This is a genomic window from Nocardia sp. NPDC049190 (assembly GCF_040648115.1).
GTDB lineage: Bacteria > Actinomycetota > Actinomycetes > Mycobacteriales > Mycobacteriaceae > Nocardia.
Genome location: NZ_JBEZDE010000011.1, coordinates 1 through 12,040 on the forward strand (window position 1 = coordinate 1; position 12,040 = coordinate 12,040).

The following is a 12,040-nucleotide window of genomic DNA, read 5'->3' on the forward strand; positions in this document are numbered from 1 at the left end:
AGATGATTTCGACTGCCCTGCAACAGTTTTGCTCTGACAGGGTCGGGATCTCCTACATTCCACCGGGCACGCCCTGGAACAACGGCTTCATCGAATCGTTCAACCGGCGGCTGCGGACCGAGTGCCTCAACCGCAACCACTGGATCACCTTGCTCGAGGCCCGGGTGGTGATCGGCGATTTCAAGACCGACCACAACCGGCGGCACCGGCATTCGGCGCTGGGTTATCACACGCCGGCCGAGTACGCTGCGGCCTGCACCCACACCCATCATCCGATGGCCTGCGGAACCAACTGAACACGGAACGAAATCACCCGGCTCTATTTCCGGGTGGTCTCGTCATCGGGGACCGCTCACCGAGACATCTGCTCTCTGGTCGTAGAGGGCAACGAGTTCGGGGCTGACGGCGCGGGCTGTACGCGCCTGCTGTAGGGCGGGCCACAGGGCATGAACGTCCTCACCCAAACACTCGGCGGCTTGGATTGCGGTGCGCCGCCGAGGGACTCGACCGAGGTTCACCCAGCGTTCAACCGATTTCGGGTCCACATTTGTCGCCTCAGCCAACGAATTCCGCACCGGTATGTGCCACTTGCTCGGTCGCTCAGTTCATGGTCGCGCATACAGTCGCACGGTCGGCAGACGCTCAGTCGAACTGGTGGTTTACTCAGGGTCATCTAATGGTCTTGCCCATTCCCGGACCGCGTCAGCGACACGTTGGAGATGTTCTGGTGACCTGTCGTTCGCTTCCCTGAGCAGGTCGGCGTACTCCTCAGCGGTGTACAGGAATCCGTCCGCGCCGACGATGTACACCGAACCGTCGATGTGGGATTGCATAATTCCGATCGGGTCGCTCATCCCATCGCCACTGAAACAGCGCTCAACGCGTCCTGGTAGGGCTGGCAGCAGGGGCCGTGCCCGGTGTGAGCGGAAAGCAGATAGCGGGCGTGATCCTGGCCCTCGATGATGATGCCGAGAGTGCAGTCGCGGGAGGCTGATGCCCAGAGGTCGATCTGCTCTCGGGCGGGATGAGGGATCATCGGAGCCTCGCCGGGGCGAGGTGCTTGGCGGCAATGAGAACGTCCATGGCCGTGCGCTTGGCTGCGCAGGTGTCCGTGTCGCAGTCGATTAGGTCCTGCATCACCTCGTGGGCCCGCTCGATGCCGTAGAGGGTGGCTGGTGCTGGGTGGCAGCCACCGAAATGCCCTATGAGGCTGGGCAGGGCGAAGAAGATCAACCAGAGCGTGAAGACGGTTGCTGTGCCAACGATCAGAATTTCGGCCATTTCGTACCCCCTTGCTCGTATGTGCTGTTCGGTTGGAATAAGTGCATGAGAACGTCATGGTGCGGCCCATCGAGACTTTTCCGCGCAGTGCCATGGCCCTCCCTCCTCGTCCATTTACCCCCTATAAACTCCCGCTCCGCTAGGCTCCCTGGGTCTGTTTAGGGGGGATAAACTCAGGCTACGCCGACTGTGAGATACGAGTCAAGACCCTCTAAACTCGCGATGTGGCGATTGCCGACGACTTCGACGCGCTCCGGAACGACCCGGATCCGATCCGGCGTGGCCGCAGGGCAACGGACCTGATCACCATCTATCAGCAGCGGGCGATCGAACTTGCTCGGCTGCGGAAGGCGGCCATCGAAGAGGCGCATCACCAACAGGGCATGAGCTACACAGACATCGCAGCGCAGCTCGGCATCACCAAGGGGCGTATCACTCAGATTCGAACAACCGCGCCCGGACCCGAACGCGCGTTCTTCGGTGTGGGACCTGTATCTGTCGGTATCCCTCGGCGCTACGGATTCGAGGATGGCCGCGAGCGGCCCTACTTCGACGCCAACGATCAGGCGGCCCAGGAGCAAGTCGAGGCAACCCTTGCCCGCTTGTCGCTCGCCTCAACTCGCATCGCCATCGACTCCGACCGTGATGTGCCGCCGAGTGGCGACTGTGTAATCATCTGCGGACCGAAGTCCGCCCCGGTGGCACGGAACCTGATGAACGACGACCCCGACTTCGATATCGAGCGGCACGATGACGGGTGGTGGATTATCGATACGCACACTGGCCGACGATACGAATCGCCGTTCCGCGCTGATGCTCATACCCGGATCGATATCGGCTACTTCCGTCGACGCGAAGACCGGGGGCGGGTGATCGTGCACATCGCGGGTATCACCAGCATCGGATCACTGGGTGTCGCGCGGTGGATCGACAAGTATGTCGCAGAGTTGTTCGACCCGGCAGCCGACACGGCGAGTGGGGTTGTCGAATGCGACTTCGATGCCGACTTCTCGGTCTCTGATAGCCGAATCATCCTCGGGCCCAACATAGTCCTGCGACGATGAAGGTCGTAACCGCGCAGTTGTCAACCGATTCGGGTGAGGACCGGGTTCTTGTCACATGCCGCGCGGTCGCTGTGCTCGACGGCGCGTCCTCGCATGGACCGGATGTACCTCCCGCGACGCTGTATGTCGACACTCTGGCTGATCAGCTCTATCAGACGATCGATAATGACACCGACTTGTCGGATGTCCTTCGCGAAGCAATCCGCAGCACAGCCGACAAACTCGACCTACATCCCGGTAGGGCGCCATCCAGCACAGTCGCGATTATGAGACTCGACGGCAACGTACTCGACTACCTCGTGCTGGGTGACTCGCCGATCATCATCGGAGGCTCGGATGGCTCTGTTCGGACCATCGCCGACACGAGGCTTGCGGATCTCCAGCTTCCCGAGTCGGGCGCTTACCGAGAGCGGTTGAAACGGGGTAGTGGATACGACGAGCGCCATCGCGGATTGCTTCGCTCGCTTCGGCGTCGACAGCGCGCGAATCGGAACCGCGAGGGTGGCTATTGGATCGCAGAAGCGGACCCGAACGCGGCTTCCGAGGCCGTCACGCTGCGTACTCCGGTCGACGGCGTCGACTGGGTCGTTCTCGCTACCGATGGCGCGACCAACCCTATTGCGGCGCTGGGGATTTCATGGCACGACGTTGCTCGACTCGACAACATAGAACTCGAAAATCTGCTGGTGCGATGCCGCCGGTGGGAGTCTTCTGTCGACCCCGACGGGCAGTATCAGCCTCGGTCGAAACGGCACGACGACAAGACAGTCGCGGTGATTCGACTGTAAACCGATCCCGCCGCCCGCCGAAGGTCGGCGGGCGGCGATCACTTGCTACGAAACGACCGGCAGATAGACGGCCTTGCCACGGTCGGCGAACTCCGCGGATTTCTCCGCCATCCCCGCCTCCAGTGCGTCGGCCTCGGTCAGGCCTTGGCGCGCCGCGTACTCGCGTACGTCGGCCGAGATGCGCATCGAGCAGAACTTCGGGCCGCACATCGAGCAGAAGTGCGCGGTCTTGGCGGGCTCGGCGGGCAGTGTCTCGTCGTGGTATTCGCGGGCGGTGTCGGGATCCAGTGACAGCGCGAACTGGTCGCGCCAGCGGAATTCGAACCGCGCCTTGGACAATTCGTTATCCCGGTCCTGGGCGTGCGGGTGTCCTTTGGCCAGGTCGGCGGCGTGTGCGGCGATCTTGTAGGTGATCACACCGACCTTGACGTCGTCGCGGTTGGGCAGGCCGAGGTGTTCCTTCGGCGTGACGTAGCAGAGCATGGCCGTGCCCGCCTGTGCGATGATCGCGGCGCCGATGGCCGAGGTGATGTGGTCGTAGGCGGGGGCGATATCGGTGGCGAGCGGGCCGAGCGTGTAGAACGGCGCCTCCTCGCACAGTTCCTCCTCGAGTCGCACGTTCTCCACGATCTTGTGCATCGGCACGTGCCCGGGTCCCTCGATCATCACCTGCACGCCATGCGACTTCGCGATCGTCGTCAGTTCGCCGAGGGTGCGCAACTCGGCGAACTGCGCCTCGTCGTTGGCGTCGGCGATGGAGCCCGGGCGCAGGCCGTCGCCGAGCGAGAACGTGACGTCGTAGCGCGCGAGAATCTCGCAGAGCTCCTCGAAGTGCGTGTACAGGAACGATTCCTGATGGTGGGCCAGACACCACGCCGCCATGATCGACCCGCCGCGCGAGACGATGCCGGTGACCCGCTTGGCGGTCAGCGGCACATAGCGCAGCAGCACGCCCGCGTGCACGGTCATGTAATCGACGCCCTGCTCACACTGCTCGAGCACAGTGTCGCGGTAGATCTCCCAGGTGAGCGCGGTCGGGTCGCCGTTGACCTTCTCCAACGCCTGATAGATCGGTACGGTACCGACCGGAACCGGCGAGTTGCGCAGAATCCATTCGCGCGTCTCGTGGATGTTCTTGCCGGTGGACAGGTCCATGATGGTGTCGGCGCCCCAGCGGGTGGCCCACACCATCTTCTCCACCTCCTCGGCGATCGAGGAGGAGACGGCCGAGTTGCCGATATTGGCGTTGATCTTGACCAGGAACTTCTTGCCGATGATGGTCGGCTCGAGCTCGGGGTGCCGGTGGTTGGCCGGGATCACCGCCCGACCCGCGGCCACCTCGGCGCGCACCAACTCCGGCGAGACCCCTTCGCGCGCGGCGATGAAGCGCATCTCCGGTGTGACGATGCCCTGGCGCGCCCAGGCAAGCTGGGTACGTGGGCCATCGGTGAGTTCGGCGGCGGCAGCGGGTGTTTGCGCGGACCCGGGCTCGGGCCTGGTCCACGCGTCGCGCAGCTTCGGCAGACCGGCTTCGAGGTCGATCTCCGCCGTGCCGTCGGTGTACAGGCCCGAAGTGTCGTAGACGTCGAAGTGCTCGCCATTGCTCAGCGTGATCCGGCGCACCGGAATGCGCAGTTCATCGACCTCCAGGTAGTGCTTGTTGCTGCCCTCGATGGGGCCGGTGGTGACCCCGTCGACAGGTGCGGAGGCACCGTCGGACGCAGCGGTGATTGCCATCTTTCCTCCCTACGCCGGCATTACCCGGTCAGGTTCATACGGTCGACGGCCCTGGCGCCTGTTCGGCTAGCCGTCCTCTCAGCCCGCTGGTGCGAGCCCCCGTTTGGCTTGTGAATTTCCCGACCGACCATACCCGTCCACCCGGAGTGCCCGGCGATTCGACGCGGTCCACGTCGGCGGATTCGGCGCCCCAGCCACTCGACAGTGTCCGGCGTCCGGATATCAGGGAATCACCGCGACCGGGCCGGCTGGATGCGGCCTTTCACCTCACCGAGTCCGATCCGCGCGGCGTTCGGGCCGGGGGCGGTGGCAGTGATGGTCACCTCGTCACCGTCCTCCAGGAAGGTGCGCTGCTGGCCGTTCACCAGAACCGGTGCGGTTCCGCCCCAGGACAATTCGATGAACGAGCCGCGCTGGTCCGGCTTCGGTCCGGAGACGGTGCCGGAGGCGTAGAGGTCGCCGGTCCGGGTGGCCGCGCCGTTCGCGGTGAGATGCGCCAGCATTTGCGCCGGTGACCAATACATCCTGGCGTAGGGCGGATATGTGACCGGTTGTCCGTTCCAGGCGACGGTGAAATCGATATCGAGGCCCCACCGCTCGGTCCCCTGGAGATAGGGCAATGGCTCCGGCGACTGCTCGGGCAGCGGGATCCGGGCGGCCTCCAGCGCCGCCAGCGGTGTCACCCAGGCCGAGATCGAGGTCGCGAACGACTTGCCGAGGAATGGTCCGAGCGGCTGGTATTCCCACGCCTGGATATCCCGGGCCGACCAGTCGTTGATCAGCGCGACGCCGAATATCCGGTCGCCGAACTCGTCGATGTCGACCGGCCTGCCGAGCGGGGAGCCGACGCCGATCAGGAACCCCAGTTCAGCTTCGATGTCCAGCCGTCGCGACGGGCCGAAATCCGGAGTGCCCGAGTCGGTGCCGCGCTGCCCGTGCGGACGCACCACCTCGGTGCCGGAGACCACCACGGTGCCCGCTCTGCCGTGGTAGCCGACCGGCAGATGTCGCCAGTTCGGCAGCAGCGGTTCGCCGTCCGGCCGGAACAAGCGGCCGAGGTTCGTCGCGTGATCGATGCTCGCGTAGAAGTCCACGTAGTCGCCGATGCGTACCGGCAGGCCGAGGTCCACCTCGGACAGCGCATGCACCGCGGCGCTGTCGATCTCGCCGTCGACCAACTCACGGACTCGATCACGCACCTCGCGCCATCGCTCGGGGCCCTGCGCCATGAACACTGCCAATCCGGGCCTGGCGAAGGTCGCGTCCTCGAGTGTCGCGGCGAGATCGATGACGTGATCGCCGATCCGGACACCCACCCGACCTCCTCGCCCGCGCGGCGCGAACACACCATAGGGCAGGTTGTCCGGCCCGAAAACGGAATCGGCGGCCACCTCGATCCTGGTTTTCACGCGGGACCCCGCCCGGACCAGGTCCACGCGTAGTTCGGGTCCTCGCAGGCCACCGCGCCTTCACCGAGTTCCAGCGGGCGGAAGGTATCGACCATAACGGCCAATTCGTCGAAGAATTCGAGTCCGATGCTGTTTTCATAGGCGCCCGGCTGCGGTCCGTGCGCATAGCCGCCCGGGTGCACCGACACCGAGCCCTGCCCGATCCCGGACCCTTTCCGTGCCTCGTAGCTTCCGCCGCAGTAGAACATGATCTCGTCGGAGTCGACGTTGGAGTGGTAGTACGGCACCGGAATCGACAACGGATGGTAGTCCACCTTGCGCGGTACGAAATTGCAGACGACGAAATTACCGCCTTCGAACGCCTGGTGCGCGGGCGGCGGCTGATGGATGCGGCCGGTGATCGGCTCGAAATCGCCGATATTGAAGGTGAACGGATACAGGCAGCCGTCCCAGCCCACCACGTCGAAGGGATGAGTCCGGTAGACCAGTCGAGTGCCGACGACCTTTCCGCCGGGCCGGTGTTTGACCAGCACCTCGACGTCGGCGCCGGTGACGGTGATCGTCTCGGTGGGCCCGTGTAGGTCGCGCTCACAGTAGGGGGCGTGCTCGAGCAACTGACCGAACTTGGACAGGTATCGTTTCGGCGGCGTGATATGGCCGGTCGCCTCGATCACATAGGCGCGCAACGGTTCCGGTCCGGTGGGCAGCCAGCGGTGGGTGGTGGCCCGCGGAATGAGCACCTGATCGCCCTTCCGCGCGGGCAATGCGCCGAAGACGGTTTCGACGACGGCGGCGCCGGACTCCACATACACCAGCTCGTCACCGATCGCATTGCGATACAGCGGAGAGCCGCGTTCGGCGACCACGTAGTGGATCCGCACGTCCGCGTTGCCCAGCAGCAGGCGCCGACCGGTGACCGGATCGGTCTCGGTCGGAGTGTCGCCGGGGAACAGGGCGTGGAGACGTAAATGGCGATGACGCAGTGGATGATTCGGCGTCGTGGACTGATCGGTTAGCTCCCACACCGTCGAATCGACTATCGCGGGCGGCAGTCCACGGTGATACAACAGCGCGGAGTCGCCGGAGAATCCCTCCTCGCCCATCAGCTCTTCGTAATAGAGCCGCCCCTGATCATCGCGATGCTGGGTGTGCCGCTTCGGTGGCACCGCACCCAGGTGCCGATAGAACGCCATAGCCGTTCCTCCGCCAGGCCGGTGGTCGGATAGTTGATCACCATCGTAGTGATCGGACCTGCTGAGCGGAGCGAAAACGCGACGCGGCGGCGCAAATTATTCCACAATATAGCCACTTTGCCTAGCAAATTGTCGATCAATCATGTTCGTGGACGAATAATTGTCATCCATTCAGTCAGGCGTGGCGTAGCGCGCGGTAGACCGCGGCGCCGACGAACGCGCCGAGCTCCTGTGGCGTCCAGCTGCCCTCGTCGGCGAGCAGGGCCCGCACCGCGCCTTCGCCCGCGGACACCCACTGCTCCACCAGCACGGGCAGCTTGCCGTCGGCGTCCTCGGTGCCCCACGCGCGCAGCGTGGGACGCAGCAACTCGGCGCAGCGCTCGACCACGAGCGCGCGGCCGCGTCCGAACGAATCCGCCACGGCGGGATCGGGATTGCCGTACACCAGCCGCCACGCGTCGGGCCGACCCGCGGCCTTCGTCAGCAGCGCGCGGAAGCCTTCGACAAACACGGTTTCGTCCGCGTTCACCTCGCGCGGCGTCACCACCTCCAGTACCCCGCTGACCAGGTAGCTCTCTTCGCGCCGGATCAGCGCCTCGATCAACTCGACGCGATCGGCGAAGCAGGCATACACCACCGGGCGCGTCACCTGCATCCGCTCCGCGATCGCGGCCATGGTGACCGCGGCGATGCCGTGTTCCACGGCGATTGCCAGCGCGGTGTCGAGTACCTGTGGGCGGCGTCGCTCCGGGCCGAGATGCCGCGCCCGCCGCCGTACCTTTACGGCCGAATCGCTACCCATGTCGACAACATATCAGCGCTGGTCGGGAGGGTACTGCTGGTCCGGTGGGAAGGGGAATTCCGCCGCGCGAGGACGATGTCGCGCACAGCGCCGGAGGGTGCGACCGGTATGGTTGCGTCGAGATAGCTCGAGGTCAGTCGGTGAACTCGGCGATCACCGGTGCGTGGTCGCTGGCGCCCTTACCTTTCCGCTCCTCGCGGTCGACCATCGCGTCCGTCGCGGTGGCGGCCAAGGCGGGCGAGGCGAGGATGAAATCGATGCGCATGCCCTCTTTGCGTGGGAAACGCAGTTGGGTGTAGTCCCAATAGGTGTAGACGCCCGGCCCGGGGGCGAACGGCCGCATGACGTCCACGAACCCCGCGTCGACGACGGCGGAGAACGCTTCCCGTTCCCGCCGCGATGTGTGCGTCTTGTCGGCGAAGAACTCGACCGACCACACGTCGTCGTCGGTCGGCGCGATATTCCAGTCACCCACCAGCGCGATCTTCGCCTCCGAGTGCTCGGCCAGCCAGCGCGCGCCGTTGTCCCGCAGCGCGGCAAGCCATTCCAGTTTGTACGCGTAGTGCGGGTCGTCGAGTGTGCGGCCGTTGGGGACATACAAACTCCACACCCGGACGCCGCCGCAGGTCGCCCCGATCGCGCGGGACTCGACCACCGGCGAGCTGATCAGCGCGTCGCCCGCGTCCTTGTCGAACCCCGGCTGGTTCGGGAAGGCGAACTCGACGTCGGTCAGGCCGACCCGGGATACGATCGCCACCCCGTTCCACTGGTTGATGCCGAGGTGGGCCACCTCGTAACCGAGTTCGTCGAACCGCTCGAACGGGAACTGGTCGTCGCGGCACTTGGTCTCCTGAATGGCCAGCACGTCGATGTCCTGGCGGTCCAGCCAGTCCGCGACACGGTCGAGCCGGGAGCGGATCGAATTGACGTTCCAGGTGGCGAGACGCACAGTGGCCTTCCTTCGTACGGGGTGACAGGGTCCGTTCTACCGCGGGCCGCCGGGCTCGGCGAGTGCCGTCGGGCCCGCGTAGCGGTAGCTGTGGTGCTCGACGAAGCCCAGTTCGCGGTACATCGCGCGGGCGGCCGCGTTCGTCGCTTCCACCTGGAGGTAGGCGTGCGTCGCGCCGCGCGTGCTGCCCCAGCGGATCAGTTCGGCGCAGACCAGCGATCCGAGCCCGTGCCTGCGGTGCGCCGGCGCGACGGCCACGCAACTCAGGCCTACCCAGTGGCGTCCGTCCGGCGCGGTGGTCAGCGCGCCGCGGCCGATCGCGATGGGCCGCGGCAGGCCGAGCGCCGCGAAGCCGAGTTCGCCGTCGTGCACGGCGGTCAGCACCTCGCGAACAGGTGCGGAAGCGCTCGCTGCCGTGGCGTCGTCGCCGCTACGGTGCAGTTCCAGCCAATCGGTATCGGGTGCGGGCGTGACACGCACCATCGAAGGACCCTGCGGCAGAACGAAATTGCCGATATCGATGGCCAGCACCAGTGTTTCCCGCCGGCTGTGCCAGCCCGGCGGCGCCGCGGCGAACCGGTCGGGCAACGCGAGCAGAGCGGGCAGTCCGCGCGTGGCGTACCACTCTCCGATCCGGTGCAGGGTGTCCGCCGCGAGGACGGCCGGTTGCGTGGAACTGCCCAGCGGCACAGCGGAATTGGCGCGACCGGTATAGCCGTGGCCGGCCCGGAGCATCCAGCCGTCGATCCAGCCGTGTTCGACTCCCGGCCAGGCGTAGGCGGCGGCGGCCTCCAGCGCGCGGATCTCTTTGGTGCGGATCGGTCGCGCCCCGATGGCTTTCAGGGCAACCACCCGCTCCGGCGTCACCGAAACGAGCTGCCCGTCGGCGCCGCGCACGGTCGGCGGATCCAGCGCGACGAGTTCGCCGATCACGTCGGTCATCGGTTGCGGATAGCCCGCCGGCAGCCGGTAGCGCAGCACTACCCGGCGGCCGAGTGGAATGTCCGGACGCCCGATGCCGGGGTCAGTCGTCATGTCCGAATGGATCGGGAACCGTGCCCGGCAGCCAACTCAGTCCGGGTGTGCCCCACTTGTTCCGCTTGATCGCTTTTTTCGCCGCCCGTTCGTTGCGGCCGATCAGCACGTCCACATAGAGGAAACCGTCCAGGTGGCCGACCTCGTGTTGGAGCATGCGGGCGAAGAAGCCGTTGCCCTCCAGTTCGACCGGATCGCCGTGCTCGTCGGTGCCGGTCACCTTGGCCCACTCGGCGCGGCCGGTCGGGAACAACTCGCCGGGGACGGACAGGCAGCCCTCTTCGTCGTCCTCCGGGTCGGGCATGGTCTCCGGGATCCGCGAGGTCTCCAGGACCGGGTTGATCACGGCGCCGCGTCGACGGGCCGTGGTGCCGTCGGCGGCGATATCGGGGCAGTCGTAGACGAACAGACGCAGCGCGACGCCCACCTGGTTGGCTGCCAGACCGACACCATGCGCCGCGTCGAGCGTGTCGTACATGTCCGCGATGAGCGGAGCCAATTCCTCCGGTGATTGGGTGACCTGCTCGGTCTTGTTGTGCAGAACCGGGTCGCCGACGATCACGATCGGGAGGATTGCCATGGGTCGATTATCGTCGTGCGGGCCGCCACACCGGCCGCGGGGGTGCCCGGACCGCCCGGACACACCTACCGGCAGGTAGTGAACACGCCGCGGCGCGAACGGGTGATTTACGGCTGTCATGGTTGAATAATCCGCGACGTACAAGCACCATTTTCGTCTGGTGGCTACTCGGCGAGGGAGCAAGATGGACGGCGCAGCGGCTCGGAATCTTTCCGCGATCCAAGACGGCCCTTCCGCGAGCGAAGATGCCACGGTGGGGATCTCGGCTCAGTCGGAAGAGGGTGACGGTCTGAGCCGTCGTGAGCACGACATCCTGGCCTTCGAGCGGCAGTGGTGGAAGTACGCGGGGGCCAAGGAAGAAGCGATCCGGGAACTGTTCGGCATGTCGCCGACTCGCTACTACCAGGTACTCAACACGGTGGTCGACCGCCCCGAAGCGCTGGCCGTGGACCCGATGCTGGTGAAACGCCTGCGCAGGCTGCGCGCGAGCAGGCAGAAGGCCCGGGCCGCGCGTCGGCTCGGTTTCCAGGTGTAACGCCGGTGATGCGGACCTGGACCCGTGCTGTGCGACTAGGCTCGAGCGGGTGAGCTACCCGAACCCCACCTCCGGTGGGCCACCGTTGCGTGCGCTGGCGATGGTGCTGATCGCGTTGGCCATTGTTTTCGCCGGCCTCGGCGCGATGTCGTTGTCGAATTCCGATGCCTCGGCCACCGACGCCTCGGGAACCGGTTCCTCGGCGACCTCCAGCGCGGCCGCGGCACCGCAGGTGCCCGCGAATACGACGGTGCCCAAGACCAAGGACGCGACCGCCGCGGGCACATCGTCGACCTCCGCATCCACGACTCCGGCGGCTCGTTCGGTGCCGGTGCGCGTGCTCAACAACAGCTTGGTCGCCGGTCTCGCGGCCAAGACGGCGAGTCAGCTCTCCGAGAGCGGCTGGACGATCGCGGAAACCGGAAACTATCCCGGCACGACCATTCCGAAAACCACCGTGTATTACGGGACTTCGTCCGGTGACCGGGAGGCCGCCCAGGCCATCGCGACCGAACTCGGCGCGGCCGTCGCGCCGAAGTCGGACGCGATCGGCGACTCCGAACCGGGTGTGACAGTGATTGTCACGGGTAACTGACCGGTAGGACCGGCCCGACCGTGAACCGGGCCGGCCCGACGTACGGCGGCACGCGGCCCTTGTCCGGGTGTG

Annotated in this window: 14 protein-coding genes and 1 riboswitch; of the genes, 5 read left to right on the forward strand and 9 right to left on the reverse strand. The window is 65.9% G+C overall.

What is annotated here, in order from left to right:
* Nucleotides 1-296: integrase core domain-containing protein (locus tag AB0B25_RS12045; protein WP_357177371.1), on the forward strand; the 296-nt coding region annotated here is incomplete at its 5' end.
* Nucleotides 297-850: 554 nt separating this feature from the next.
* Here the strand turns inward: AB0B25_RS12045 and AB0B25_RS12050 are convergent.
* Both AB0B25_RS12050 and AB0B25_RS12055 read right to left on the reverse strand, forming a co-directional pair.
* A complete protein-coding gene (locus AB0B25_RS12050; RefSeq protein WP_357177373.1) occupies nucleotides 851-1,036 on the reverse strand; it encodes a hypothetical protein in 186 nt (61 codons plus the stop codon).
* A complete protein-coding gene (locus AB0B25_RS12055; RefSeq protein WP_357177374.1) occupies nucleotides 1,033-1,281 on the reverse strand; it encodes a hypothetical protein in 249 nt (82 codons plus the stop codon). Before AB0B25_RS12055 ends, AB0B25_RS12050 begins: the two co-directional genes overlap by 4 nt.
* 224 nt (nucleotides 1,282-1,505) lie before the next feature.
* On the opposite strand from AB0B25_RS12055, the gene AB0B25_RS12060 reads away from it, so the two are divergent.
* On the forward strand, nucleotides 1,506-2,345 hold the full coding sequence (locus tag AB0B25_RS12060) for a sigma-70 family RNA polymerase sigma factor (protein ID WP_357177376.1): 840 nt from the start codon (nucleotides 1,506-1,508) through the stop codon (nucleotides 2,343-2,345).
* Nucleotides 2,342-3,133 (forward strand): protein phosphatase 2C domain-containing protein, encoded by a 792-nt coding sequence (locus tag AB0B25_RS12065; protein ID WP_357177377.1) that lies wholly within the window; start codon nucleotides 2,342-2,344, stop codon nucleotides 3,131-3,133. The genes AB0B25_RS12060 and AB0B25_RS12065 overlap by 4 nt, the downstream gene beginning before the upstream one ends.
* A gap of 45 nt (nucleotides 3,134-3,178) precedes the next feature.
* Here the strand turns inward: AB0B25_RS12065 and thiC are convergent, their stop codons facing one another.
* The 7 genes from thiC to AB0B25_RS12100 form a co-directional block, all read right to left on the reverse strand.
* Entirely contained in the window at nucleotides 3,179-4,870 is a 1,692-nt protein-coding gene (gene thiC / locus AB0B25_RS12070) for a phosphomethylpyrimidine synthase ThiC (protein WP_357177379.1), read from the reverse strand.
* Nucleotides 4,863-4,982: riboswitch (TPP riboswitch) on the reverse strand. It overlaps the preceding gene by 8 nt.
* 118 nt (nucleotides 4,983-5,100) lie before the next feature.
* Nucleotides 5,101-6,261: a fumarylacetoacetase gene (gene fahA, locus AB0B25_RS12075; RefSeq protein ID WP_357177381.1), complete on the reverse strand. Its 1,161-nt coding sequence runs from the start codon at nucleotides 6,259-6,261 to the stop codon at nucleotides 5,101-5,103.
* A 14-nt stretch (nucleotides 6,262-6,275) separates the two neighbouring features.
* The gene (locus AB0B25_RS12080; RefSeq protein ID WP_357177383.1) at nucleotides 6,276-7,472 is read right to left on the reverse strand and encodes a homogentisate 1,2-dioxygenase; all 1,197 of its coding nucleotides are present in this window, start codon (nucleotides 7,470-7,472) and stop codon (nucleotides 6,276-6,278) included.
* A 175-nt stretch (nucleotides 7,473-7,647) separates the two neighbouring features.
* Nucleotides 7,648-8,274, reverse strand: coding sequence for a TetR/AcrR family transcriptional regulator (locus AB0B25_RS12085; protein WP_357177385.1), 627 nt, complete (start codon nucleotides 8,272-8,274; stop codon nucleotides 7,648-7,650).
* 133 nt (nucleotides 8,275-8,407) lie between these two features.
* Nucleotides 8,408-9,223, reverse strand: a complete 816-nt coding sequence (locus AB0B25_RS12090) for an exodeoxyribonuclease III (RefSeq protein ID WP_357177387.1) — start codon at nucleotides 9,221-9,223, stop codon at nucleotides 8,408-8,410.
* 36 nt (nucleotides 9,224-9,259) lie between these two features.
* Nucleotides 9,260-10,258 carry a GNAT family N-acetyltransferase gene (locus AB0B25_RS12095; protein WP_357177389.1) on the reverse strand — a complete coding sequence of 333 codons (999 nt, stop codon included), beginning with the start codon at nucleotides 10,256-10,258 and terminating at the stop codon, nucleotides 9,260-9,262.
* Nucleotides 10,248-10,838 carry a peptide deformylase gene (locus tag AB0B25_RS12100; RefSeq protein WP_357177391.1) on the reverse strand — a complete coding sequence of 197 codons (591 nt, stop codon included), beginning with the start codon at nucleotides 10,836-10,838 and terminating at the stop codon, nucleotides 10,248-10,250. The genes AB0B25_RS12095 and AB0B25_RS12100 overlap by 11 nt, the downstream gene beginning before the upstream one ends.
* A gap of 184 nt (nucleotides 10,839-11,022) precedes the next feature.
* Here AB0B25_RS12100 and AB0B25_RS12105 point away from each other — a divergent pair, with 184 nt between their 5' ends.
* Nucleotides 11,023-11,373: a DUF3263 domain-containing protein gene (locus tag AB0B25_RS12105; RefSeq protein ID WP_357177393.1), complete on the forward strand. Its 351-nt coding sequence runs from the start codon at nucleotides 11,023-11,025 to the stop codon at nucleotides 11,371-11,373.
* Nucleotides 11,374-11,422: 49 nt separating this feature from the next.
* Nucleotides 11,423-11,968, forward strand: a complete 546-nt coding sequence (locus AB0B25_RS12110; protein WP_357177395.1) for a LytR C-terminal domain-containing protein — start codon at nucleotides 11,423-11,425, stop codon at nucleotides 11,966-11,968.
* Nucleotides 11,969-12,040 lie beyond the last annotated feature (72 nt).

Bases quoted from the DNA above. Each gene is read 5' to 3' on its own strand.
- AB0B25_RS12105 (WP_357177393.1), top strand. From the start codon at position 11,023: ATGGACGGCGCAGCGGCTCGGAATCTTTCCGCGATCCAAGACGGCCCT.
- AB0B25_RS12085 (WP_357177385.1), bottom strand. From the start codon at position 8,274: ATGGGTAGCGATTCGGCCGTAAAGGTACGGCGGCGGGCGCGGCATCTC.
- AB0B25_RS12095 (WP_357177389.1), bottom strand. From the start codon at position 10,258: ATGACGACTGACCCCGGCATCGGGCGTCCGGACATTCCACTCGGCCGC.
- AB0B25_RS12080 (WP_357177383.1), bottom strand. From the start codon at position 7,472: ATGGCGTTCTATCGGCACCTGGGTGCGGTGCCACCGAAGCGGCACACC.
- AB0B25_RS12055 (WP_357177374.1), bottom strand. From the start codon at position 1,281: ATGGCCGAAATTCTGATCGTTGGCACAGCAACCGTCTTCACGCTCTGG.
- AB0B25_RS12050 (WP_357177373.1), bottom strand. From the start codon at position 1,036: ATGATCCCTCATCCCGCCCGAGAGCAGATCGACCTCTGGGCATCAGCC.
- AB0B25_RS12065 (WP_357177377.1), top strand. From the start codon at position 2,342: ATGAAGGTCGTAACCGCGCAGTTGTCAACCGATTCGGGTGAGGACCGG.
- AB0B25_RS12100 (WP_357177391.1), bottom strand. From the start codon at position 10,838: ATGGCAATCCTCCCGATCGTGATCGTCGGCGACCCGGTTCTGCACAAC.
- thiC (WP_357177379.1), bottom strand. From the start codon at position 4,870: ATGGCAATCACCGCTGCGTCCGACGGTGCCTCCGCACCTGTCGACGGG.